Source organism: Flavimobilis sp. BM9 (genome assembly GCF_058313055.1).
In genome coordinates this window covers 1-23,728 of the sequence record NZ_JBZEMO010000007.1, presented here as the reverse complement: position 1 = coordinate 23,728, position 23,728 = coordinate 1, and the positions used below count along the sequence as shown (strand labels likewise).

The following is a 23,728-nucleotide window of genomic DNA, read 5'->3' as shown; positions in this document are numbered from 1 at the left end:
CGCCGCGGCGCCGCTCGGGTGCGCGCGCCGCGCGGCGGGCTGCGCGGGTCAGCCGCGCTCGCTGGCCGACGGCGACCCGACCGGAGCGTGGTCCTGCCCGTCGCGGAGCGACTGGGCGCAGCGGGACAGGAGGTCGCGCAGGTGCGCCTGCTCGTCGGCGTCGAGGAGCCTCTTCATGCGGTCCTCGACCGCTCGGACCGCGGCGCTCGCGGCGGCGAGCTGCTCGCGACCCTTCATGGTGAGCTCGGCGGGCAGGACGCGCCCGACCTCGGGCGCGTCGGGCCGGGTGACGACTCCGTCGCGCTCGAGCGCTTGCAGCAGCACGTTCATCGACTGCCGGGTGACGAAGGTGCCGCGGGCGAGCTCGGAGCTCGACAGGCCGGGGCGCTGTGCGAGCAGCTCGAGGCAGGAGTAGTGGGTGATCGTCATGCCGAGCGGGCGGAGCACGGCCTCCATGGCTAGGCGCAGTGCGTTGGACGTCTCCTTGAGCAGGTAGCCGAGGGAGGTCTCGAGGTCGACTGCGGGCGCCGGTTGACTCATGTCAGTAGTCTGACATAGCGTCACGGATGTCAGATAACTGACATCCATTCGACCAGGGAGACACCATGCCCGCCTCCGGCCCCGGCTTCATCTCGCTCCAGGTACGCGACCTCGCTGCCTCCGCACAGTTCTACGAGACGTACCTCGGCCTCACCCGCCAGGCGGGCCCGCCCCACGCCGTCGTCTTCGACACGACGCCCGCGGCGTTCGCCGTCCGCACCCCGCTCCCCGGCGTCGACCTCGACTCCGCGCCGCAGCTCGGCCTCGGCGTCGGCGTCTGGCTCCACGCACCCGACGCCGACGCGATCCACACGCGCATGGCAGCCGACGGCGTCACGATCGTCTCGGCGCCGATCGACGGCCCGTTCGGCCGCACCTTCGTCTTCGCCGACCCGGACGGCTACCAGATCACCCTGCACGACCGCACCTGACCTGCCCCAGCGCGGGCGGCGGGGCTCACGCCCGCGCGAGCAGGACCTCCGTCACCGCACCCTCGAGCGCAGGCTCGAGGCCGAGCGCCTGCAGGTGCGAGACGCGCACCGCGAGCGGCTGGCCCGACGTCGCGACCGAACGCACGAGGTCCTTGAGGTCGTACTCGATGCTCGCGGCATCGAGGATCTCGAACACGTGCCGCGCGACGTCGTTCGGCGCGAGGCCCACCGGCCCGCCGCCGACCGGGTGCAGCGTGACCTCGAGCCTCGCGTCCACCGGGACGTCCACGACGGTCACCGCGAGGCCCCACCCGCCGGCGTCCCCGAGCAGCGGGGCGCGCGCATCGAGCCGGACCGGCACCTCGGCGCCGTCGACCGTCGCCGTCGCGGTGCCACCCCAGCCCAGGTCGACGGACGGGAACGTCAGGGTCCAGTCACGTCGCGCCGGGACCGCCGCGCGCGCGGCCGCCTCGTCACCCGACACGGACACGGGCCCGACGACGGCACGCCCGTCGCCCTGCACCCACGCGAGCGGCGTGCGCACCGTCGGCAGGTCCGCCCGCTCGAGCGAGCCATCATCCTCCACCAGCTCGAACGCACCGTCCGCACCCACGACGACGAGCACCTCGAGCGCCGCCGGCGCCGACGTGTCGTTGCCGGGGACGCGCGCGGCGTCGAGCGGCACGACCGCCCCCGCCGCCGCGAGCACAGGGATCGACCGCAGGTCGCGGTGCAGCCGCACGACCCGGCCGCCGTCGTACCCGACACCCGTCATGAGGTCGACCCACGTGCCGCCCGGCAGCCACGTGCTCGTGCGCCCCAGCCCCGTGCGCGGGTCGAGCTTCTCCGTGACCGGGTGCACCATCAGCTGCGTGCCGAACGTGTACTGGTTCGGCGACGCGTACGCCTCCGGCGAGCGCGGGAACCGGTAGTACAGCGGCTCCACGAGCGGCGCACCGTCCGACGCCGCACGGTGGTTCATCGTGTGCAGGTACGGCACGAGCCGGTGCCGCAGACGGAGGAACCGCGTCTGCACCTCGCGGGCCTGCGGCCCGAACGTCCACGGCTCCTTCTGGATGAACGGGTTCGCGCCCGAGTGCAGGCGCATGATCGGCGAGAACACCCCGAGCTGCACCCACCGGGTCGCGAGCTCGTCGTCCTTGATCCCGTGCATGTGCCCACCGATGTCGTGGCTCCACCAGCCGTAGCCGATGTTCGACGCGCACGCCGTGAAGTACGGCTGGAAGTCCAGCGACGCCCACGTGATCGACGTGTCACCGCTGAACCCGACCGGGTACCGGTGCGAACCCGGGCCCGCATACCGCGAGAAGGTCAGCGGGCGCACCTCGCGCCCCGACCGCCGGCCTGCCGAGTCCAGGAAGTGGAAGTGGTTGAGCATCCACAGCGGGTCGATCCCCGGCACGCGAGAGTGCGGGCCCGACTGCCAGTCGAGCCACCAGAAGTCCACGCCGTCCGCCTCGAGGCGACGGTGCAGGATGTCGAAGTACGCGGTCAGGAACTGCTCGTCGGTGACGTCGAACGCGAGCGCGTCCTCGTTCGACGTGTCCCGCCCGAGCGCCGCCGCCATCTCGGGGTACGCCTCCTCGAACGCCCGCACGCCGTCGGCGGGGTGCACGTTCAGGGTCACGCGCAGGTCGTGCTCGTGGAGCCAGTCGAGCAGACCCTTCGGGTCGGGGAACAGCTCGCGGTTCCACGTGTAGCCCGTCCAGCCGGACCCGAAGCGCTCGGGGATGTCCACGAGGTGCCAGTCCATGTCGATGACCGACACCGAGAACGGCAGGCCCTCCGCCTCGAACCGCTCCATGAGCTCGCGGTAGCCGTCCGCCGTGTACGGGTAGTAGCGGCTCCACCAGGAGCCGAGCGCGAAGCGCGGCAGGAGCGGCGTCGGGCCCGAGACCGCGTAGAACGCGCGGAGCGCAGCCGGGAAGTCGTCGCCGTACGCGAAGACGTACAGGTCGGTGCGCGCCCCGTCGCGCGGTGCGACCCAGCCGTCGTTCGTGAGGAGGAACGACGTCGAGTCGTCGAGGACCGCGAAGCCTGTCTGCGAGACGACGCCGTCCTCGAGCGGCACCGCGCCGTCGGCCGCGTCGAGCGTGCGGGCCGTCCCGGGCAGGCGCACGAGCCCGGCCGTGTTGCCCTCGTAGTCCCACGGCTCCTGGCCGTACCGCCAGATCGAGTGGTACTGCGTGAGGCTGCCACGCACCTGCACGCTCAGCCCCGCGGTCGTCAGCGGGCCGCGGTCGTAGACGAGGTGCAGGCGGTCGGTGAGGATCTCGACGTGCGTGTCCGTCTCGACGACGCGGAACTGCGGGACGGGTAGCGCCCGGTTGATCGCGAACGTCGACGCGCGGTCCTCGAACACGCCGTCCTCGGCACGCTCGATGCGCACGAGGCCGTCCGTCAGGACGGTCACGCGCCACCGGTCGCCCTGCACGACGGCGTCAGGGTGGGCGACGGGCGCCGTCGCGAGGGAGCGCAGCCCGGTCGGGGCGAGGCGGGCGTCTGAGGTCTGCGGCATGGCGGTTCTCCGGTCGGTCCAGGGGTCCGACCAGGCTATCCGCAGGTCGCCGGTCACCTCGCGGTCGCGGCCTCGAGGAGGAGCGCGGCGCCCTGACCGGTGCCGCCGCACAGCGCGGCGACGGCGCGGCCCGAGCCGCGGCTCGCGAGCTCGTGCGCGAGGTGCACGACGAGTCGTGCACCCGACGCGCCGAGCGGGTGGCCGAGCGAGATCGCGCCGCCGTGCACGTTGACCCTGTCGATCGGCACGCCGAGCTGGCGCACCGAGTGGACGGCGACCGCAGCGAACGCCTCGTTGATCTCGAGCAGGTCGAGGTCCTCGACCTGCCAGCCTTCGGTCGCGAGGGCGCGCAGCACGGCGTTGCCGGGCTGCGGGGCGAGGGCGGGCGACGGGCCAGCGACCTCGGCGGCCGAGCGGAGCGTCGCGAGGACGGTCCAGCCCTTCTCCTCCGCGGCGGAGCGGCGCGCGAGGACGACGGCGGCCGCGCCGTCGTTGATCGTCGACGAGTTGCCGGCCGTCAGGGTGCCGTCCGGGGCGAACGCAGGACGCAAGGCTGCGAGCTTCTCCGGCGTCGTGTCGGGGCGGATGCCCTCGTCGTCCGTGACGACGGTGTCGCCGCGGCGTCCCTTCACCGTGACGGGCACGATCTCCCGGGCGAGGACGCCCGCGTCGCGCGCCTGCGCCGCAAGGCGGTGGGAGCGGGCGGCGACAGCGTCCTGCTCCTCGCGCGACGCCGGGTGGTCGGCGGTGCGCCGCTCGGTGTCGAGGCCCATCGCCTCGTGGCTCCACGCGTCCGAGAGGCCGTCGTGCGCCATCGAGTCGACAGCGGTGACGTCGCCGTACACCCAGCCGGCACGCTGACCGCGCAAGAGGTGCGGCGCCTGCGTCATGGACTCCATGCCGCCCGCGACGACGACGTCGACCTCGCCGCTGCGGATGCGGCGCGCACCGTCGACGATCGACGTGAGCCCGCTCAGGCACACCGTGTTGATCGTCACAGCGGGGACGTCCCAGCCGATGCCCGCGGCGATCGCAGCCTGGCGGGCGGGCGCCTGCCCCAGGCCGGCCTGCAGGACGTTGCCCATGATCACCAGGTCGACCGCGCTCGCGTCGATCGCGCCCTGCTCGAGAGCGCCGCGGATCGCTGCGGCTCCGAGGTCGATCGCGCTCACCGTGGCGAACGCTCCGTTGAGGCGTCCGTGGGGGGTGCGCGCGGCGGCGACGAGGACGACGTCCTCGGGTGCGGTCGTGGTCATGTCGTCTCCGGGAGTGGGGAGGGAACGTGGGCCGAAGGAGCCAGGGTGCCATGTCTGCGCGCGGTCCGTCGCATAATTGTCCGGTGCTCGTGACCCTCCGCCCCTGGACCTCGGACGACGCCGCCGACCTCATGGCGGCCCGTCGCGCCGACCCCGACCTGGACCGCCAGTTCGGTGACGCGCCGCAGTCCCTGGGCGACTACGAGCAGTTCATCGCGAACGAGCTCACGGTCGAGCCGGGCCAGGAGATCAGCCTCGCGATCGACGTCGACGGCCGCGCGATCGGCTGCGTCGGCGTCGCGTGCGAGCGCGGCGACGAGCCTGCCGGCGGCGACCGCCGCGCGTGGGTGCACTACTGGACGGCCCCGGAGCACCGCGGCTCGGGCCTCGCGTCGCGGGCGTGCGCGTCCCTCGTCACCTACGCGTTCTCCGAGATGGGCGTGACGCGCGTGGAGCTCGGTCACCGGGCCGACAACGTCGCGTCGCGGCGGGTCGCGCTCAAGTCGGGGTTCACACCGTCGGACGACGGCGTGCCCGCACCGCGCAACAGCCGCGAGCGCTTCGCCGTCGAGTCGCACCAGCGCCACGCCTCCGACCCGGCGCCAGACCTCCGGCCCATCCCGATCCTGCTCTGACGCATCCCCGGCGTCACCGCGGCGGCCCCTGACGGATCCGCGCGAGGAGGGCCTCCGGCGTGTCACGCTCCACGTCCCACCGGGACTCGACCCACCACGTCGCCCCTGCCTCCTCGAGCGCCGCGACGCGCTCCACAGCCTCGGCACGGTCGTCGACAGAGACACCCTCGACCACCACGTCGAACGGTGGCGCCGCCGGGTCCCGCTCCGGTAGGTGCTCGCCCAACCACGCGACGACACCTCGCACGTGCTCCGGCGTCGCGGGCGCGAACGGGTCCTCCTCGCGCGGCTGGACGATCACGCCGTCCCAGCGGGCCGCCCTGCGCATCGACCTGGGTGCAGGCCACAGCCCGACCGCCCACACGGGGATGCGCGGCGCCTGCACGGGACGCGGCCGGAAGACGACGTCCGTCGCCTGGTAGACCGGTCCGTCGTGGCTGAACTTGTCGCCCGTCCACGCCTTGGCGAGGACGTCGAGGCAGTCGTCGAGCCGCTCGGCACGCTCCCGCGCGGACATGACCTCGCCAGAGACGCGCGAGTAGCCACCGTCCTCGACCGCGCCGAGCCCCACGGGCATGATCAGCCGACCGTGCGAGAGCTGATCGACCGTCACGGACTCACGCGCGACCTTCCACGGCCTCCTCCGGGCGAGGGAGAACACCTGTGCGCCGAGGCGGATGCGCTCGGTGCGCACCGCGATCGCGCCGAGCAGCACCCACGGGTCGAACGTGTCGACCTCGCCGATCGTGATGCCGTCCCACGTAAAGAAGGCATCCCACCCCGCCCGCTCAGCCTCGACCGCCATCTCGACGATCTGGTCGGCCGAGCCGTAGCTGCCCACGAACGCATGTCTCATGCCGCGACGGTACGGCGCACCTCTGACATCCCGGACGAGCACGACCACCCTGGTCGCCACGGGGACCCAGAGGTAGATTCCGGACAACAGGGACAGCCGGAGCCGCTTCCACCGTGCAGGCTCGCACGAGCGGCGCCGCGGACGCGCGAGGCGACCATGGCGAAGAACCGAGCGAAGACCGAGATCCTCGAGCTGCGCGTGCACGGCGTCTCCAACACGCCACCGACCAGCATGCTCGACCTTCCCGCCGACAAGATCGAGCGCGCCGACGGCGACGATCTCGGCAGCTTCTGGACACCCACCGCCGAGGCCCGCGCCGAAGCGGTCGCACGCCCGCCGGACCAGCGCCACCGCCAACGGTCGGACGTCACGCGGGAGGCCTACTCGTGGGGTGCCATGGCGCGCGCGACCAACCTGCCCCTCGGCGACGCGCTCGGCGCCGTCGCCCGCGGCGCCGCCCGAGCCGCCTGGACCCTCGTCCTCCCGTTCGGCCTGGCCAACACCGCGTACTGGGCCCGTCCGATCCACCCGGGCCGGCAGGGCGACACCGGAGCGAGCCGGGCCAGCCGCGGGACCGCGATCGCCGTGCGCCTCTACGGCCTGCTGCTCACGCTCCTCACCGTCTCGTCGTTCGCGACCGTCGGGCTCTCCCTCGTTGCCTCGCAGTGCTTCCGCCCCCTCCCGTCGCTCCCGAGCACAGGCATGAGCCCCGACCAGCCGGTCGCCGCCGTCTGCACCCAGCTGCCCGACTCCCTCAAGGCGCTGGCCAGCCGCACGCCCGGTCAACGCACCGCGCTCGTGCTCGTCGCAGTCGCGGTCCTCGTCGTCCTCCTCTGGCTGCTCAGCAGCCTCGGGCGGGTCCGGTACGAGGAACGCACGTCAGCACGGCACGCGACGGCCACGTCGCCCGGCTCTCGGACACCCTCGTCGGCGGTCCTCCTCGCGACCCCCGGGTTCTGGAGCCACGCACGCCTCACCCTGGCGAGCACCCTCCTGCACGTCGCTGGCGCGCTCGCGCTCCTCGTCGGGATCGTCGCGTGGGACCGCGTCTTCGGGGGCGTCTGGGCGTGCCGCGACATCCGCACGATCACCGACGCCGCATGCCTGAGGACGACGACCCGCGAGCCTGACTTCCTCGTCCTGCTCGTCGTCGCCGTCGTGCTGCTCGTCCTCGTCGGCCACCGGCTCGCCGTCGACTCCGCGGCGTCCGTCGACGTGCCCGCCCCCGCGCGCAGGAGCACGACCGCCCACCGCCACGCCGGCGCCGCCGTCTCCTACCTCGTCGCCGTCTCGATCATGTTCGCAGGCACGCTCGCCCGCCTGTGGGCCCTCCCCGCGGACGGCGCCGTCCACGACCCCCGTCTCGGCAGCGAGCTGTCCAGCCTCATGGTCGCGCCCACGGCGCTCGTCGCCCTGCTCCTCGTGCTCGCGGTCAGCGCCCTCGCGTGGCGCGACAGCCGCCGCCCCTGGACGACGACCTGGGCAGCCGTCCTCGCGACCGTCGCGCTCACGGCCGCAGCGATGGACCTCACGGTCGGCGACGTGCGGCTGAGCGGGTGGCTCGAGGCGGTCGGCGCCGCGCTGCTGCTGGCGATCGCCCTCCGCACGACCATGGCGCTCCTCCGGCCCCGCAAGACCGCGCGACGGGACGAAGGATGGCGCGGGGCGGGCCCTGGCGTCTTCCTCCTCCTCGCCACCGCCACGTCGATGGTGCTCTGCTCCCTCCTCGTCACGGGCACCGCCGCCTACCTCAACGGCCCGGCCGACGGCGCACGGCTCGCCGTCCCGCCCGAGCACGCCGAGGCGGCGAAGGCCGCCTGGAAGGGCGGCCCCGTCTTCGACGTCGTCCCGACGTCGCCCGCGCCCGCCGTCCGCGTCGCCGCGCCGGCCGCCTACGTCGAGTTCGCGACGGCGACGCTCCTCGTCGTCGCAGCAACCGTCGTCGTGCTCATCGGGATGGGCGTGCGGCGCGCGCTCAGCCGCGCCCTGCTCGAACCGCGCGGCAAGCGCTACCCGAACGCGGGCGATGCTGACCTCACCCCGCGAGCGCTCGCCCGCATCCTCACGGCGCGGCGCAACGCCGCCGAGCTGCAACGGGCCGAGGTGATCCTCGGGACGATCGCAGCGCTGTCCTTCGTCGTCCTCGTGCTCACCCTGCTCACCGAGGCGCGTTCCCTCACGGCCGCCGACGACGTCGCCTCTCTCGTCGAGGTGCGCGCGCAGTGGGCCCCGATCCTCCTCAACCTCACACCCACGCAGGCCGCGCTCCCCGTGGCGGCGGTCGGCGCCGTCGCGCTCCTCGTCGTCGGGTCGATGGTCGCAGCGAGCGGGACCGGGGGCGTGACCCGGCCGCTCGGGATCGTGTGGGACATCCTCTGCTTCCTCCCGCGCGCCGCACACCCGTTCGGCCCGCCCTGCTACGCCGAGCGAGCCGTCCCCGAGCTGCGCGGCCGCATCGACGCGTGGCTGACCGGCGGGGAGCGAGGGAAGCGGCGGGTCGTCGTCGTGTCCGCGCACAGCCTCGGGGCGCTCCTGACGATCGCCGCCCTGTTCGCCCGGGACGAGGACGGGTGGGACGACGTCGGGCTGCTGACCTACGGCGTCCAGGTGCGCCCGTACTTCGGTCGCTTCCTGCCCGACCTCCTCGGCCCCGCGACGCTCGGCGTGCCGCCGTGCAAGCCGCCCGGCGCCTTCGCCACCGACCCGTGGGGACGCGAGATCGCGGAGGGCTCCGCGACGGCGAGGCCGCTCACGGGCGCGCTCACGAGCCGGCTCCACGGCGGCCGGACAGGCCCGCCCGCCTGGGTCAGCCTGTGGCGCCGCAGCGACTACCTCGGCTTCCCCGCGTGGGGATACGCACCGAACGACGTCGACCGCCTCGCGGAGGAGGACGACCGCACCACCTACCTCTTCTCCGTCGCGACCCACTCGGGCTACCCGCGCACGGTCGCCTACCACCGTGCGCTCGACGAGGTCCTGGCGCGGCTGCGCGTCCGCGGCGCGACGCCGCCGGCCGTCGCGCCCCTGCGCGCACCGGCTGCCAGGACCTGAGTGCCGGTGCGCCGAAGGACCGAGTGCTTGGATAGACGCATGACCTCGCAGAACCTGGACGCGCACATCGACGACTTCGCCCGCTTCATCTCAGCGTCGCCGTCGTCCTTCCACGCCGCCGCCGAGGCGGCCCGCCGGCTCGACGACGCGGGCTTCACGCGCCTCGACGAGGCAGCCGCCTGGGACGTCGCCGCGCACGTGCGCGCGTACGTCGTGCGCGACGGCGCGATCATCGCGTGGGTGCGCCCCGCGTCGTCGGGCCCCACCACCCCGCTGCGCATCCTCGGCGCACACACGGACTCCCCCGGCCTCAAGCTGAAGCCCGCACCGACGACCGTGTCGCACGGCTGGCTGCAGGCCGCCGTCGAGGTCTACGGCGGGCCGCTGCTCAACTCGTGGCTCGACCGCGAGCTCGAGCTCGGCGGCCGCCTCGTGACGCGCGATGGCGCCGAGCACCTCGTGCGCACGGGCCCGATGCTGCGCGTCCCGCAGCTCGCGATCCACCTGGACCGGTCGTCGAACGACGGTCTCAAGCTCGACAAGCAGCGCCACATGCAGCCCGTGTTCGGCGTCGACGGCGACGACGGCCCCGTGTCCGAGCTTGACGTCCTCGAGCTCCTCGCGAGCATCGCAGGGGTCGCGGCGAGCGACGTCGTCGGCCACGACGTCATCACCGTCGACACGGCCCCGCCCGCGCGCTTCGGCGCCGGCCGCACCCTGTTCGCGGCGCCCCGCATGGACAACCTCACGTCCGTCCACGCGGGCCTCGTCGCGCTCCTCGGCGCGCCCGACGACGCGGGCCACATCAGCGTCCTCGCGGCGTTCGACCACGAGGAGATCGGCTCGGAGTCCCGCTCGGGCGCGGCCGGACCGTTCCTCGCCGACGTGACCGCGCGCCTGTCGGGCGGCACGACGGAGGATCTCGCGCGGATGTACGCCGCGTCGTGGTGCGTGTCGAGCGACGTCGGCCACGCCGTGCACCCGAACTACGCCGAGCGGCACGACCCGACGCACCACCCGCTGCCCGGCGGTGGGCCGCTGCTCAAGATCAACGCGAACCAGCGCTACGCGTCCGACGCGCACGGCGCGGCCCTGTGGGCGCGCGCGTGCGAGGCTGCCGGCACGCAGCCGCAGGCGTTCGTCTCGAACAACACGGTCCCGTGCGGCTCGACGATCGGCCCGATCACATCGGTGCGTCTCGGCATCCGCACGGTCGACGTCGGTGCGCCCCTGCTGTCGATGCACTCCGCGCGCGAGCTGATCCACGTGCGCGACGTCGTCGCGCTGTCGGGTGCGATCAGCGCCTTCTACGCGGGCGTCTGACGCGACACCTGGCTGGCGCCCGGACGAGCGGGCGTCCGTCCCCTCACCGAAGTAGCCCCCACCTCGCGAGGTAGGGCCTCCTTCCCTGTGGTGGGCTTCCGTCCCTGAGGTAGGGCCTCCCGCGCGAGGTAGGGCCTCCCCCTGAGGTAGGGCCTCCCGCGCGAGGTAGGGCGTTCCACGGCCCTACCTCGCGTGGAGAGCCCTACCCCGCGATGCTCGCGACCCGGACGGCCGGAGCGGCGAGCCTCCGGCGACCGGTGCGGCCCCCTGCCCACGGCGCTCGACAACCGGGGGCGCGTCCACAGCGCTCGTCGCCCGGCTTCGCGGCGCAGCACCCAGGTGACCACCCTGTGCCCATGAGCCAGGGCACACACACCGTCCCGACCGTCCGGTTCAGCCGGGACCACCTACCCTCCGACGTCGCCGCTCGACGCCGGAGCGGGGAGTGGGTGCGGCTCCGGCGTGGCGCCTCCATCGAGGCACACCCGGTCGGCACGGACGCGCACGAACGCCGTGACCGCGAGCTCCGGGCCAACTTGGTAGCGCTGAGCCAGAGGCTCGCGCCGCACGCATGCTTCTCCCACACGACCGCGGCACACCTGTGGGGCCTGCCCACGTGGGGCTCGTCGTCGAGGATCCACGTGACCTCCCCGACGAGGTCGAGCGTGCGGCGGGGCGCACCGGTCGCCCGGCACGTCGCGGACGTGCCGGAGGGGCAGCGCACCCAGGTCGACGGTCTGGCCGTCACGACGCTCCCGCGGACAGTCGCGGACTGCATCATGACGTCGTCCCCCGCCGGGGGCCTCGTCGTCGCCGACGCCGCGCTGCGCGCCGGCCTGAACCTGCGAGAGGTCTCTACGCTGATCGAGGAGCGCGTGGGCTGTCGCGGGGTCCGGCTGGCGCGAGAGATCCTCACCTGCGCCGATGCCGGCGCGGAGTCCCCCGGCGAGAGCTGCACGCGGTTGATCGTGCTGGCCGCCGGGCTCCCCCGCCCGACGACGCAGCTCCAGGTGCGCACTCATCTCGGTCGGTTCCGGGCCGACTTGGGGTGGGAGGCCTGGCGCCTCCTCATCGAGTACGACGGACGCTCGAAGTACGCGGGCGCTGAGCAGGAGACGTTCATGCGTGAGAAGCGGCGGGCTGACGCTCTCATGGAGGCGGGGTGGCGCCTCGTGCGCATCACGAAGGAGGACCTTCGGAGCCCTGAGCTGCTGGTCGCCCGCGTCCGTCGGGCAGCGCCCGGGCCGATCCCCCACGTACCACGGCCGGCGCTCCGAGCCCGCTGAGCGTTCCGCGCCGCCTGGTTGCGGGCGCGAGGCCCGGCGTCGGTCTCCGGACCGGCGTGGGCACGTCGAGCGGAACGTGCTCCCGACTCAGCGCCCGGCGATGAGCCCGTCGAGCACCGGGATGACGTGGTGCTGGAGCAGCGGGGCGAGGTCGTCGCGGGCGGACGCCGTCGCGGAGTCGATCCACGCAAGCTCGGCGATCTCGGCGGCGGCCTCCGGCGTCGCGCCCTCAGGAAGTGGCGCGAGGTAGACCGTGGACGCGATCCGGGTCTCGGTCTCGTTCGCGGCGTCGGAGTCGAAGGTTCCCAGCAGCTCGAGCTCGTCGAGGCGGATCTCCAGCCCGACCTCCTCCGCCACCTCGCGGACCGCTGCCGTGGCGGGATCCTCGCCCGGCTCGAGCTTGCCCCCCACCAGCATGAACTTCGACGTACCGCGCTTGCGGACCGTGAGGATGCGGCCTTGCTCGTCCCGGAAGCAGACGGCGGAGATGACGAGCGTGCGCATCACACCACCCTAACGACCGCCGCGACCTGATCCGCCGCGAGCTTCGTCGCCGCGGCCGCGTCGTCCGGCGCGCCCGCGCCACCCCGCGCCACCCCGCGCCACAGCGAGCTGCCGAGGTAGGGCTCTCCACGTGAGGTAGTGGCATGCAGCGCCCTACCTCACGACCACCGGCCTACCTCACGAGGAACCTCCTACCTCACGAAGCAGCGGGTAGCGCCGGCGGGGCGGCGACCGCACGGGACGGCAGGCGGGAGCGCCGGCGGGGCGACCGACGCCGGACGTCCCCCTGCGACGCCCGGCTGCGGTGCAGCGCGAGGGCGGGGCCCGGCGTGCGGGCCCCGCCCTCGCACGTCGGCTACTTGACCTCGCGGCGGACGATGCGCAGGTGCCCGACGACGTACGGCACGACGATCCAGATCGTCACAGTGACGGCGATCTGGGCCCAGTGCTGGCCTGTCAGTCCCTCGTCCGCGTACAACGGCATGAGCGCCGTGTTGAGGTCGATCCACGGGGCGCTGTCCCGCAACCAGGACACGAGATTCGCGAGCAGCGACCAGACCATCGGCAGGATGTAGTAGACGACGAGCGCGAGCGGCGTGCTGAGGAACAGCATGCCGAACGCGACGCCCTGCACCACGACGAGCAGCTGCAGGAACACGAGGGCAAACATGTCGAAGGACCCGACGGACCAGTCGACGCTCGTCTGGTCGAGGCCGACCGCGACCAGGTGCGCGACCGCCGACATGAGCAGCAGCGCGACGGTGCACACGAGCGTCAGGATGACCGCCGAGAGCAGCTTGGCGACGTTCACCCGGCCGCGCCGGGGCTCCTGCGTGTACGTCGTCATGCCGGTGCGCTGGCTCCACTCGCCCGTCACGGCAAGCACGCCGAGGGCCGGCAGGATCAGCATCTGGATCGACGACGCACCGCTCGCGAGCTCCCAGAACGTCAGCGTCGGGGCTTCTCCGACGGCCACGACGATCCCGAGGCCGACCAGCGTGATGGCGCCGATCGCGATGAGCAGGCCACGGCCGGCGCGGGTGTCGACAAGCTTGCGCAGCTCGGCGTGCAGCAGCCGGAGGAACGGCACGCCAGGCGCACCAGCGGGCGGGACGGACCAGTCAGCCTTGGCCGACGGCGTCGTCAGGGTCGCGGCGCTCATGCCGCCACCTCCTCTCGTGCGGTCTCGGCAGTCAGGTTGAAGAACAGCTCCTCGAGCCCGTGGTTCTGCGCGAGCGAGAGGTTGGTGAGCGCGATCGCGGCGTCGCGCGCGACGACGCCCACCTGCTCGGGCTGCGCCGACGTCGCGAGGCCGCCGCCTGCGTGGCGCGACACCTCGAAGCCGCCGCGCTCGAGCGCGGACGCGAGCGCGACGTCGTCGAGGGACGCGACAACCGAGCCGGGCACGCTGAGCAGCTCCTCCTTGGAGCCTTGCGCGACGATCTTGCCGCCGCCGATGACGATGAGGTCGTCGGAGACCTCCTGCATCTCGAGGAGCAGGTGCGACGAGAGCAGCACGGTGCCGCCCTGGCTCGCGAAGCCTGCGAGCAGCGACCGCATCCAGCGGATCCCGGCGGGGTCGAGGCCGTTGACGGGCTCGTCGAGGATCAGCACCTGCGGGTCGCCGAGCAGCGCACCGGCGATGCCGAGGCGCTGGCGCATGCCGAGGGAGTAGTTGCGGACGCGGCGGCCGGCCTCCTTGGGGGTGAGCCCGACGAGGTCGAGCATCTGGTCGACCCGCTTGCGGTCGGCGCCGGTCATGATGGCGGCGAGCGTGAGGACCTCGCGGCCGGTGCGGCCGGCGTGCTGGGCGGAGGCGTCGAGGAGGACGCCCACGTGCCGCGCCGGGTTCGGCAGCGCGGCGTACGGCTTGCCGAGGATGGTGGCGGTGCCGGCGGTGGGCACGGTCAGGCCGCACATCATCCGCATGGCGGTGGACTTGCCGGCACCGTTCGGGCCGAGGAAGCCGGTGACGCGTCCGGGACGGACGGTGAACGACACGTCGTCGACGGCGGTGAAGCCGCCGTAACGCTTGGTGAGTCTCTCCACGGTGATCATGCGTCTATCGCACCAGTGCAGCGGCGGGGGCCACATCGTCCCGCGGGCGCGGGCGCGTCCTCCCTGCGTCCTTCGCATGGGTCCACCCACGGTAGGGGGTGCCCGAGACCGGGGTCGCTTCCCCCTGCCCGATGTCGCTCCTAGGGTGGGGGGACCATGTCACCTGCGCCTCCCGACGTCGCGCCGACGTCCGACCCGACGTCGCGCCGGGCTGTGTTCCTCCCGGCACCGCTGACGACCTGGCAGGAGACCTGGCGTTGGCTCGTCACGGTGACCGCCTCGCTCTTGCTGCTGGTGGCGGGCTCGACGGATGCTGCGTTCGCGGGCCGCTCGCTCGGGCTCGACGTCCTGCTCGGTGTCGTCGCGTTCGGGGCGTTCGCCGTACGACGGCGGTGGCCGCTGCTGGCGGGTGCGGTCGCGTGCCTCGCGGGCAGCTTCTCGATGACGGGCGTGCCGCCGTCGCTCGTCGTGCTCATGTCGGTCGCGACGCGTCGCCGCTGGCGTGAGATCGCGGCGCTCGGCGTCGGCTGGGTCTCGTTGTCGGTCGTCTACGACCGGATGACGTCCGACATGACGCCGGCCGTGCCCTGGTGGGTGCTCGTGAGCGCGACCCTGCTCGTCTACGGGATCGTCGTCGCGGTCGGCTCGTACGTCGGCGCGCGACGCGAGCTCGTCGCGACGCTGCGCACGCGTGCCGAGACGGCGGAGCGCGAGCAGTCCGCACGTGTCGACCAGGCGCGCGCCGAGGAGCGCACGCGCATCGCGCGCGAGATGCACGACGTCCTGGCACACCGCATCTCGCTCGTCGCGATGCACTCGGGTGCGCTCGCGTACCGCACGGATCTCGGCCGGGAGGAGACGGCGCAGACCGCTGCGATCATCCGTGACAACGCGAACCTCGCCCTCAAGGAGCTGCGCGAGGTGCTGGGGGTGCTGCGCGACCTCAACGCGAGCCCGTCCTCGACCACGCCGGAACGGCCACAGCCGTTGCTCGGTGACATCCACGAGCTGGTCACGTCGGCACGCTCGGCGGGCACGACGGTCGCGCTCGACATCGCCCCCGAGGTGGAGGAGGCGTTGCCCGGGCTGTCCGGTGCGGTGAGCCGCGCCGCGTACCGCATCGTCCAGGAGGCGCTGACGAACACGCGCAAGCACGCTCCCGGGATGCCGGTCGACGTGTGCGTCGGCCGCTCGACGGCGCCCGACGGCGACGACCGTCTGACGATCGAGGTGCTCAACGCGCTGCCTGCCGCACGCCCGTCGGGCAAGCGGGGCCCGACGGACGGTCCGCCGTCGTCGGGTCTGGGGTTGACGGGCCTCGCTGAGCGGGCGAGCCTCGCCGGGGGCGAGCTGCGGCACGGCCCCGACCGCTCCGGACGCTACGTCGTGGCGGCGTGGCTCCCCTGGTCGTGACGGCCGACGGCCGCTGCGCCCCCGATCCGCGCCTACCGGACCACGCGCAAGCCTCGGCCCGGGCTGCCTGCGAACACGTCGACGACGGTGTGGATGAGGTGCCTCGTCGGCACGAGCGCGACCTTCGGCCGGTCGACGCGGATCCGGACCAGTCCGTGCAGGGTGAGCCACAGCCCGACCGCGCGCTCCTTCGCTGCGTCAGGCGGGAGGTCGGGGCGGCAGAGCTCGACGCCCGCGATGACCGTGTCGAGGACCTGCGCGGGCGCGGTGGCGCCGTCCTCGAGGCTCGCCAGGCCGAGGTCGCTCGTGTTGCGCACGCCGAAGGCGAGCGCGTACCCGCTCGGGTCCTCGCCTGCCCACAGGACGTAGCCGACGGCGAGCGCCTCGAGGTCCTCGAGCGCCGTGGCGCCGGAGGGCAGGAGGGACACCTCGAGGTCCATGCGCGCGAGGCACCGCTGGAACGCAGAGAGGATCAGGTCGTGCAGGAGGGCGTCGGTGTCGGGGAAGCAGAGCGCCACGACGTCGGCGTCGAGGCCGGTGCGCTCGACGAGCGCGTCCATCGTGACCGCGGACGTGTCGCCGACGGCGACGATCAGCTCGGTCGCTGCTGCGCGTATCGCATCCACGGCGCGGTCGGCCTTCGGTCCGTGCCCCGCACCACTGCCTGGGCTCGACATACAGCCACGGTAGTGGACGCCTCCCCGACGTGCACCGTGCCGCTCTGCCCTGCTCCGCCCGTCCCCGTGAAAGGCTTGCGTCCATGACGCCCGACGCGACCTCCTCGTCCGCCCCGGCAGCCCGCGTCGTCCTGGTCGACGACGATCCTCTGGTCCGCGCGGGGCTGCGCATGATCCTCGGCGGTGACCGCTCGATCGAGATCGTCGGCGAGGCCGGGGACGGCCTCGAGGCGGAGGAGGTCGTGGGCGCGACGACGCCCGACGTCGTGCTCATGGACATCCGCATGCCTCGCCGTGACGGGCTCGCCACGACGGAAGCGCTGCTCGCCTCGAACCCGGACCTGCGGATCATCGTGCTGACGACGTTCGACGCGGACGACATGGTGCTCGGCGCCCTGCGCGCGGGCGCGACGGGCTTCCTGCTCAAGGACACCCCGCCCGAGCGGCTCGTGCGGGACGTGCTGGCCGCGGCGGCCGGGGAGCCGACGCTGTCGCCGTCGATCACGGCGCAGCTCATCGCGGCGGTCGCGACGCCGGGCTCGTCGGCGGAGGGCGTCCGCGGGGTCGACGAACCGTCGGCGCGCCGCTCGTGCGCCCGCGAGCGCCTCGCACGCCTCACGGAACGAGAGCTCGAGGTGGCGCAGGCGATCGGCCGCGGGCTGAGCAACAGCGAGATCGCGGCGACCCTCTTCATGTCGGTGCCGACGGTGAAGTCGCACGTGGGCAAGCTGTTCACGAAGCTCGAGGTGGACAACCGCGTGCAGATCGCGATCTGCGTGCACGACGCCGACCTGGGCTGACGGTCCTCAGCGCGCGGCCGACCTGTCGGAGCTCTTGGTCTGCTCGAACGGGAAGAACGAGATCTGGCCGTTCGTCTCGAGCACCGCGAGGCGCACGGACTCCATGCGGGCGATGCCCTGCTGGCGGGCTGCGCCGTACAGGTCGTCGAGGGACAGCCGCTCGGCGCGCATGACGTCCGCCTGCACCTCGCCGTCGTGCACGACGACGACGGGGACGCCGTGCGTGAAGCGCCGCGCCCCGGGATATCGGGCGTTGATCCACGACAGGAAGATGGTCAGCAGCGCGAACGTGCCGACGGCGAGCATGGCCCCGGTCACGGAGTAGTCCTGCTGGGTCACCGCCTGCTGCACGAGGTCGCCCATGCAGATGAAAAGGATGAGCTCGAAGGCGCTCAGCTCGCCGAGGGTGGACCGCCCGACCACGCGGGTGATGCCCCACAGGAACGTGAAGATGATGACGGCGCGGACGACGGTCTCCACAGCCACTCCTCCGGGCGAAGGTGCGCCGGGCGAGGCCGGCTGGTGTCGTTACGGGACGATGCGGGTGGCGAACGACGTCGTGGCCACCTGGGTGCTGTCGGCCTCGACGACGGCGACGGTGCCGCTGCGGCCGATCTGGGATGCGGGCTGGATGTAGGCGTCGAAGTCGACGACGAAGGTGTCGCCCTCGGGGGCTGCGAAGGTGAGGAAGAGCTGTGTCCCGTCCCGGACCTCGTCGGAGGGGGACGGGACGAAGCCCTGCGTCTCGAAGATGTCGAAGTAGTTGCCGGTCACGGCGAGGGTGATCTCGTCGTCGAACCCTCCCGCTCGTTCGACGACCACCCTCCAGGGGACGTCGAGGCCGCTGCGTGCCGTGGCGGCGTAGGTGACGCTCAGGGTCACGTCACCCTCCGTCGTCGTCCTGGTCGTGGAGCGGACCCCGAGCAGGCCGGTCGCGCCGGCGACGACGAAGACCAGGAGCGCGGACGCGCCGACGCGCCTCCCCCACAGGCCGCGAGAGCGGACCTGTGGGGGGTGGACGCGTCCGAGCGTCGAGCTCATCGGGGCGTCAGTCCTTGAAGGCGTCCTTGACCTTCTCGCCAGCCTGCTTGAGGTTGGCCGAGACCTGGTCGCCCTTGCCCTCCGCTTCGAGACGCTCGTCGTCGGTGGCCTTGCCGGCCGCCTCCTTGCCCTTGCCCTGCAGGTCCTGCGCAGCGTTCTTGAGCTTGTCGTCGAGTCCCATGTCTCCTCCTGGAGGTCGTCGGTATCGCGGTTCTTCGACCGTAAGCCGACGTCGGGCGCCTCGCACGACGAACGTCAGCGGACCATGCGGACGTCGACGATGTCGTCCCAGTGCGGGATGGTCTTGGTGGCGCCGTCGGCGACGAAGCCGTGACGGGCGTAGAAGCGTCGTGCGCGCGGGTTGTCGCGCGCGACCCACAGGTAGGCGGGCACGTCGCCGAGGGCGGCTGTCACGAGGGTGTCGGCGACGCCCGCGCCCTTGACGGCGTCGAGCACGTACATCATGCCGAGCTCGTGCGGGCGGGGGGCGTCGTCGTCGTGCGGGGCACGCACGAGCGTGAAGCCGACGACGTCGTCGCGCACCTGCGCGAGCCACGCCCCGGGGGCGTCGGGGCCGGCGAGGATGTCCCGCCACATGGCCTCGTGCTCGGGGACGGAGAGGTTCGCGAGCAGCTCGTCCGAGAGCAGCCCGGGGTACGTCTCGCGCCACGCCTGCACGTGGACGACGGCGAGCGACGGTGCGTCCTCGGGGCGCGCGCGGCGCACGAGCGCCGTGAGGTCGGGAAGGTCCGTCATGGCTCGATCGTCGCCGGGCCTGCGGGCCGCAGAGGGCGCCGTCTCAGGATCCGGCCGGGGACCACCTACTGTGTGCGCATGAGGATTCGTCGTGCCATCGCTCGCCTGGGCTGGAAGATCAGCCCGTGGACCCACAGGTCGACCGTCGTCCCCACGGACGGCGTCGGGGTGCTGATCGGGGCACCGCACACCTCCAACTGGGACTTCATCCTCATGCTCGGCATCGCATGGGACCTGGGCCTGAAGGTCAAGTACCTCGGCAAGCACACGCTGTTCAAGCCGCCGTTCGGCTTCGTCATGCGATGGCTCGGCGGCATCCCGGTCGACCGGTCGAACCCGGCGGGGATCGTCACGGACATCGTCGAGCGGGTGCGTTCCGGGCAGGGGTTCTACCTCGTGGTGACGCCGGAGGGCACGCGGTCGTCGGGCCGGTACTGGAAGTCGGGCTTCCACCGCATCGCGGTCGAGGCGGGGCTGCCGATCACGCTCGGTTACGTGGACCGCGACACGATGACGTCCGGGCTGGGCATGACGTTCGTGCCGACGGGTGACGTGCGGGCGGACATGGACGTGGTGCGTGCGTTCTACGCCGACAAGTCGGGCTTCCGGCCGGAGCTGCGCACGGAGCCGCGGCTGCGCGAGGAAGACCGGGCGGCCGGCGAGGACGCCGCGGACGGCTCTCACCAGGAGTGACGCGCTCAGATTGAGGCGCGCTCCGCCGTCGGGCGAGCGCCCCTTCGGGGCAAGTGACGGCAACCGATTGCCGGAGCGCATGGCGCTGCCGAGACTCGACGACATGGACGCCTGGACACTTCACCCCGACCGGCTGCTCCCCGCCGACCCGACAGCGCGCGACGTCGCACGCCGCCTCTACGGCCAGACCCGCGACCTCCCGATCGTGTCCCCCCACGGCCACGTCCCCGCGGCGATGCTGCTCGACGACGAGCCCTTCACCGACCCGACCTCCCTCCTCGTGACGCCCGACCACTACGTCACGCGCCTCCTGCACGCGTCGGGCGTCCCCCTCTCCGAGCTCGGCGTCGGGCAAGGACCGCTCCTCGAGGAAGACGCACGCCGCGCCTGGCGGCACCTGTGCACGCACTGGTCGAAGTACGCGGGCACGCCGGTGCGCTTCTGGTTCGAGTCCGAGCTCGTCGACGTCTTCGGGGTGACCGTCCGCCCGAGCGCCGAGACCGCCGACGCCGTCTACGACGCGATCGCCGCACGCCTCGCCGAGCCGGGCTTCCGCCCCCGCGCGCTCTTCGACCGCTTCAACATCTCCGTCCTCGCCACGACCGACGACCCGGTCGACGACCTCGCCGCGCATGCCGCGCTCGCGGCCGACCCGTCGTTCACGGGTCGCGTCGTCCCGACCTTCCGCCCCGACCGCTACCTCGAGGTCACGGCCCCCGGCTGGGCCGACGACGTCGCGCGCCTCGGCGAAGCCGCGCGGGTCTCGACCGACACGTTCAGCGGGTGGGTCGCCGCGATGGAGTCGCGACGCGCGCACTTCAAGGCGCACGGCGCGGTCTCCGCGGACCACTCGCACGTCGACCCCGGCACCCTCCACCTCGACCGCGCCGACGCTGAGCGCATCTACGCGGACGCGCTCCGCGGCCACGTCGGAAGCGCGGACGGCACCGCCCTGCGCCGCCACATGCTCCTCGAGCAGGCCCGCATGTCGGCCGACGACGGCCTCACCATGACCATCCACCCGGGCGTCCGGCGCAACCACCACGGGCCCACGTTCGACCGCTACGGCGCCGACGTCGGCGCGGACCTCCCGCTCGCGGTCTCCTACACCGACCACCTGCGGCCGATGCTCGAGCGCTTCGGCACCGCCCCCGGCTTCACGGTCGTCCTGTTCACGCTCGACGAGACCGCGTCCGCGCGCGACATCGCGCCGCTGGCCGGCTTCTACCCGAGCGTCTACGTCGGCGCACCGTGGTGGTTCCTCGACGCCCCGGACGCGATCCGGCGCTGGCGCGCCGCCGTCACCGAGACCGCCGGCTTCTCCCGGACGAGCGGCTTCATCGACGACACGCGAGCCTTCTGCTCGATCCCCGCCCGCCACGACATGTCCCGCCGCCTCGACGCGGGCTTCCTCGCGGGGCTCGTCGCCGAGCATCGCCTCGACGAGGACGAGGCCGCCGAGATCGCCGTCGACCTCGTGGTCGGCCGCCCGGCGGAAGCGTTCGGGCTGTGAGCGCCGCACCGCTCCGCCGCACCCAGCCGGCGCCGCCCGTGCGGCACGTGCACCTCGGCCTCGGCGCGTTCTTCCGCGCGCACCAGGCCTGGTACACCGCGCACGCCGACGACGCCGCCGAGTGGGGCATCGCCGCGTTCACCGGCCGCTCCCGGGCCCTCGCCGACACGCTGACCGCGCAGGACGGGCTGTACACGCTCGCCGAGCTCGCCCCGAGCGCAGACCACGTCGAGACCGTCGAGTCCGTCGTCGCCGCGCACGCCGCCACGGACCACGAGGCCCTGCTCCGCTACGCCGCCGACCCGGCCGTCACCGTCATGACGACGACCGTCACCGAGGCGGGCTACGTCCGCGGGGCCAGCGGGATCGACCACGAGGACTCCCGCGTCGCCGCCGACGTCGCGACCCTGCGCGCCGACCCGCGCGCCCCCGTGCAGACCGCCCCCGCCCGGATCGTCGCGTTCCTCCTTGCGCGCCGTGCCGCCGGCGGGGGCGGGCTGACGATCGTCCCCTGCGACAACCTGCCGTCGAACGGCGACGTGCTGCGCGACGTCGTCGAGGACCTCACGTCCCTCGTGGACCCGAGCCTGCAGGCGTGGGCCGACGAGCACGTCTCCTACGTCACGACGATGGTCGACCGCATCACGCCCGCCTCGACCGACGACGACGTCGCCCGCGCCCGCGCAGCCGGGTTCGACGACGCCGCGCCCGTCGCGACCGAGCCGTTCGCCGAGTGGGTGCTCGCCGGGGAGTTCCGCGGCCCGCGCCCCGCCTGGGAGACGGCGGGGGCCACCTTCACCGACGACGTCGTCCCGTACGAGGAGCGCAAGCTCTTCCTCCTCAACGGTGCGCACTCCCTCCTCGCGTACGCGGGCTCGGCCCGTGGGCACGAGACCGTCGCCGAGGCGTTCGCGGACCCCCTCGTGCGCAGCCGCGTCGAGGCGTGGTGGGACGAGGCGTGCCGTCATCTGACCCTGCCGGCCGGCGACCTCGCCGCGTACCGCGTCGCGCTCGCGACGAGGTTCGCGAACACGTCGATCCGGCACCTCCTCGCCCAGATCGCGAAGGACGGCACGCAAAAGCTGCCGGTGCGCATCCTCCCGACCCTGCGCCGCGAGCGCACGGAAGGCCGCATGCCCGACGGCGCCGTGGCCGCGCTCGCCGCATGGATCGCCTCCGTCCGCGCAGGCGGACCCGCGCTCGACGACCCGCTCGCCGAACGGCTGCGCCCCCTCGTCGGGATGCCCGCGGACGCGGGCAGCCGTGACCTGCTCGCCCTCCTCGACCCCGCACTCGCCCAGGACGCCGAGCTCGTCCGCGCCGTCGTGCACGCGCAGGCCCTCGTCCCGCGGTAGGGCCGCGCGACTCCAGCTCCCGACCGATCGCTCTCGTGCACGCACCACGTGTGGATGTGGGCGATCGGTGAGCGAGGAGCGGGGGCGCGCACGGGGTGGCGGGTCGGTACGCGGTGGCGGGAGAGCGTGTGCAGTGCGACCGTGAGAGGACCACACCTCGACCGGGAGACAACGATGGTCACGTACAAGGTCGGCTACTTCGTCGGCAGCCTCTCGTCCACGTCGATCAACCGCGAGCTGAGCCGCGTGCTCGCAAAGGTCGCACCCGACAACCTCGAGCTCACGGAGATCCCCATCGGGGACCTGCCGCTCTACAGCCCCGACTTCGACGCCGACTACCCGGCCGAGGGACGTGCCCTCAAGGACGCGATCGCGGCGTCGGACGCCGTCCTGTTCGTCACCCCCGAGTACAACCGGTCGATCCCCGGGGCGCTCAAGAACGCCCTCGACTGGGCGTCACGGCCATGGGGCCAGAACTCGTTCGACCACATGCCCGCGGCCGTCATCGGAGCGTCCCCCGGCAAGATCGGCACCGCGGTCGCGCAGCAGTCGCTGCGCGGCGTCCTGAGCTTCTGCAACGCCCGGCAGATGACCTCCCCCGAGGCCTACATCACGGTCACGCCTGACCTGTTCGACGGCGATGGCGGCGTCACCGACGAGTCCGTCGCCACGTTCCTCACGGAGTTCATGGCGGAGTTCGCGGAGCACATCCAGCGCGTCCTCACGGTCCTGCCGCGCAGCTGAGACCAAGCCCGCCAGCGCCGCGCGCCCCCGTCGCGGGCCGTTCGCCGCCCCGCCCCTCTCGCCGCCCCACCCCTCTCCCCCGTTCCCGCGACCGATAGCCCGGTTCCACACACCACGTGTGGATCCGGGATATCGGTGCCCGTCTCCTGGGCAGGCTCGCCGAGGGGTCCCGGCTCAGCTGGGTGGTGTGACGAGGCGGGTGCGGATCTCGTGGGTGGTGAACGGCTCGGAGGTGGTGGTGGTGACGTTCTGGCCGT

The 23,728-nt window shown here is 73.1% G+C and carries 23 protein-coding genes; 11 read left to right on the top strand and 12 right to left on the bottom strand.

The window, feature by feature from the left end; genetic code table 11:
* Window positions 1–48: 48 nt before the first annotated feature.
* Window positions 49–540, bottom strand: a complete 492-nt coding sequence (locus tag AC4F3Q_RS12645; RefSeq protein WP_491040270.1) for a MarR family winged helix-turn-helix transcriptional regulator — start codon at window positions 538–540, stop codon at window positions 49–51.
* A gap of 65 nt (window positions 541–605) precedes the next feature.
* Between AC4F3Q_RS12645 and AC4F3Q_RS12640 the strand changes: the two genes are divergently transcribed.
* A complete protein-coding gene (locus tag AC4F3Q_RS12640; protein WP_491040269.1) occupies window positions 606–971 on the top strand; it encodes a VOC family protein in 366 nt (121 codons plus the stop codon).
* Window positions 972–996: 25 nt separating this feature from the next.
* Here the strand turns inward: AC4F3Q_RS12640 and AC4F3Q_RS12635 are convergent, their stop codons facing one another.
* Both AC4F3Q_RS12635 and AC4F3Q_RS12630 read right to left on the bottom strand, forming a co-directional pair.
* Window positions 997–3,510, bottom strand: coding sequence for a glycoside hydrolase family 31 protein (locus AC4F3Q_RS12635; RefSeq protein WP_491040268.1), 2,514 nt, complete (start codon window positions 3,508–3,510; stop codon window positions 997–999).
* A 53-nt stretch (window positions 3,511–3,563) separates the two neighbouring features.
* Window positions 3,564–4,766 carry an acetyl-CoA C-acyltransferase gene (locus tag AC4F3Q_RS12630; RefSeq protein ID WP_491040267.1) on the bottom strand — a complete coding sequence of 401 codons (1,203 nt, stop codon included), beginning with the start codon at window positions 4,764–4,766 and terminating at the stop codon, window positions 3,564–3,566.
* Window positions 4,767–4,849: 83 nt separating this feature from the next.
* Between AC4F3Q_RS12630 and AC4F3Q_RS12625 the strand changes: the two genes are divergently transcribed.
* The gene (locus AC4F3Q_RS12625) at window positions 4,850–5,401 is read left to right on the top strand and encodes a GNAT family N-acetyltransferase (RefSeq protein WP_168446852.1); all 552 of its coding nucleotides are present in this window, start codon (window positions 4,850–4,852) and stop codon (window positions 5,399–5,401) included.
* Between the two features lie 13 nt (window positions 5,402–5,414).
* On the opposite strand, the gene AC4F3Q_RS12620 is transcribed toward AC4F3Q_RS12625, so the two are convergent.
* A complete protein-coding gene (locus tag AC4F3Q_RS12620; protein ID WP_491040266.1) occupies window positions 5,415–6,257 on the bottom strand; it encodes an LLM class flavin-dependent oxidoreductase in 843 nt (280 codons plus the stop codon).
* 156 nt (window positions 6,258–6,413) lie between these two features.
* Here AC4F3Q_RS12620 and AC4F3Q_RS12615 point away from each other — a divergent pair, with 156 nt between their 5' ends.
* The 3 genes from AC4F3Q_RS12615 (at window position 6,414) to AC4F3Q_RS12605 (ending at window position 11,917) form a co-directional block, all read left to right on the top strand.
* Window positions 6,414–9,308: a hypothetical protein gene (locus tag AC4F3Q_RS12615; protein WP_491040265.1), complete on the top strand. Its 2,895-nt coding sequence runs from the start codon at window positions 6,414–6,416 to the stop codon at window positions 9,306–9,308.
* A 39-nt stretch (window positions 9,309–9,347) separates the two neighbouring features.
* Window positions 9,348–10,631, top strand: coding sequence for a M18 family aminopeptidase (locus AC4F3Q_RS12610; protein WP_491040264.1), 1,284 nt, complete (start codon window positions 9,348–9,350; stop codon window positions 10,629–10,631).
* Between the two features lie 356 nt (window positions 10,632–10,987).
* Window positions 10,988–11,917: a hypothetical protein gene (locus tag AC4F3Q_RS12605; RefSeq protein WP_491040263.1), complete on the top strand. Its 930-nt coding sequence runs from the start codon at window positions 10,988–10,990 to the stop codon at window positions 11,915–11,917.
* An 87-nt stretch (window positions 11,918–12,004) separates the two neighbouring features.
* Here AC4F3Q_RS12605 and AC4F3Q_RS12600 read toward each other — a convergent pair whose 3' ends face one another.
* From AC4F3Q_RS12600 to AC4F3Q_RS12590, 3 genes are all read right to left on the bottom strand, one after another.
* Complete coding sequence (locus AC4F3Q_RS12600; protein ID WP_491040262.1) at window positions 12,005–12,421, bottom strand: NUDIX hydrolase; 417 nt, start codon at window positions 12,419–12,421, stop codon at window positions 12,005–12,007.
* 355 nt (window positions 12,422–12,776) lie between these two features.
* A complete protein-coding gene (locus AC4F3Q_RS12595) occupies window positions 12,777–13,583 on the bottom strand; it encodes an ABC transporter permease (RefSeq protein ID WP_491040261.1) in 807 nt (268 codons plus the stop codon).
* The gene (locus AC4F3Q_RS12590; RefSeq protein ID WP_491040260.1) at window positions 13,580–14,479 is read right to left on the bottom strand and encodes an ABC transporter ATP-binding protein; all 900 of its coding nucleotides are present in this window, start codon (window positions 14,477–14,479) and stop codon (window positions 13,580–13,582) included. The genes AC4F3Q_RS12595 and AC4F3Q_RS12590 overlap by 4 nt, the downstream gene beginning before the upstream one ends.
* Before the next feature lie 156 nt (window positions 14,480–14,635).
* Here AC4F3Q_RS12590 and AC4F3Q_RS12585 point away from each other — a divergent pair, with 156 nt between their 5' ends.
* A complete protein-coding gene (locus tag AC4F3Q_RS12585; protein WP_491040259.1) occupies window positions 14,636–15,892 on the top strand; it encodes a sensor histidine kinase in 1,257 nt (418 codons plus the stop codon).
* 32 nt (window positions 15,893–15,924) lie between these two features.
* Here AC4F3Q_RS12585 and AC4F3Q_RS12580 read toward each other — a convergent pair whose 3' ends face one another.
* Entirely contained in the window at window positions 15,925–16,518 is a 594-nt protein-coding gene (locus tag AC4F3Q_RS12580; RefSeq protein WP_491040258.1) for a TetR/AcrR family transcriptional regulator, read from the bottom strand.
* Window positions 16,519–16,652: 134 nt separating this feature from the next.
* Here AC4F3Q_RS12580 and AC4F3Q_RS12575 point away from each other — a divergent pair, with 134 nt between their 5' ends.
* Window positions 16,653–17,369 carry a response regulator gene (locus AC4F3Q_RS12575; RefSeq protein ID WP_491040257.1) on the top strand — a complete coding sequence of 239 codons (717 nt, stop codon included), beginning with the start codon at window positions 16,653–16,655 and terminating at the stop codon, window positions 17,367–17,369.
* A 6-nt stretch (window positions 17,370–17,375) separates the two neighbouring features.
* Here the strand turns inward: AC4F3Q_RS12575 and AC4F3Q_RS12570 are convergent, their stop codons facing one another.
* From AC4F3Q_RS12570 to AC4F3Q_RS12555, 4 genes are all read right to left on the bottom strand, one after another.
* Window positions 17,376–17,849 (bottom strand): DUF421 domain-containing protein, encoded by a 474-nt coding sequence (locus AC4F3Q_RS12570; protein ID WP_168446842.1) that lies wholly within the window; start codon window positions 17,847–17,849, stop codon window positions 17,376–17,378.
* Window positions 17,850–17,897: 48 nt separating this feature from the next.
* A complete protein-coding gene (locus tag AC4F3Q_RS12565) occupies window positions 17,898–18,410 on the bottom strand; it encodes a hypothetical protein (RefSeq protein ID WP_491040256.1) in 513 nt (170 codons plus the stop codon).
* 7 nt (window positions 18,411–18,417) lie between these two features.
* Entirely contained in the window at window positions 18,418–18,591 is a 174-nt protein-coding gene (locus AC4F3Q_RS12560; protein WP_168446841.1) for a CsbD family protein, read from the bottom strand.
* Between the two features lie 74 nt (window positions 18,592–18,665).
* Window positions 18,666–19,166 carry a GNAT family N-acetyltransferase gene (locus AC4F3Q_RS12555; RefSeq protein WP_491040255.1) on the bottom strand — a complete coding sequence of 167 codons (501 nt, stop codon included), beginning with the start codon at window positions 19,164–19,166 and terminating at the stop codon, window positions 18,666–18,668.
* Window positions 19,167–19,244: 78 nt separating this feature from the next.
* Here AC4F3Q_RS12555 and AC4F3Q_RS12550 point away from each other — a divergent pair, with 78 nt between their 5' ends.
* From AC4F3Q_RS12550 to AC4F3Q_RS12535, 4 genes are all read left to right on the top strand, one after another.
* Entirely contained in the window at window positions 19,245–19,859 is a 615-nt protein-coding gene (locus AC4F3Q_RS12550) for a 1-acyl-sn-glycerol-3-phosphate acyltransferase (RefSeq protein WP_491040254.1), read from the top strand.
* A 103-nt stretch (window positions 19,860–19,962) separates the two neighbouring features.
* Window positions 19,963–21,372 (top strand): glucuronate isomerase, encoded by a 1,410-nt coding sequence (gene uxaC / locus AC4F3Q_RS12545; RefSeq protein WP_491040253.1) that lies wholly within the window; start codon window positions 19,963–19,965, stop codon window positions 21,370–21,372.
* Window positions 21,369–22,727 carry a mannitol dehydrogenase family protein gene (locus AC4F3Q_RS12540; protein ID WP_491040252.1) on the top strand — a complete coding sequence of 453 codons (1,359 nt, stop codon included), beginning with the start codon at window positions 21,369–21,371 and terminating at the stop codon, window positions 22,725–22,727. Before uxaC ends, AC4F3Q_RS12540 begins: the two co-directional genes overlap by 4 nt.
* Window positions 22,728–22,901: 174 nt before the next feature.
* Complete coding sequence (locus tag AC4F3Q_RS12535; RefSeq protein WP_491040251.1) at window positions 22,902–23,471, top strand: NADPH-dependent FMN reductase; 570 nt, start codon at window positions 22,902–22,904, stop codon at window positions 23,469–23,471.
* The last annotated feature ends 257 nt before the right edge of the window (window positions 23,472–23,728 follow it).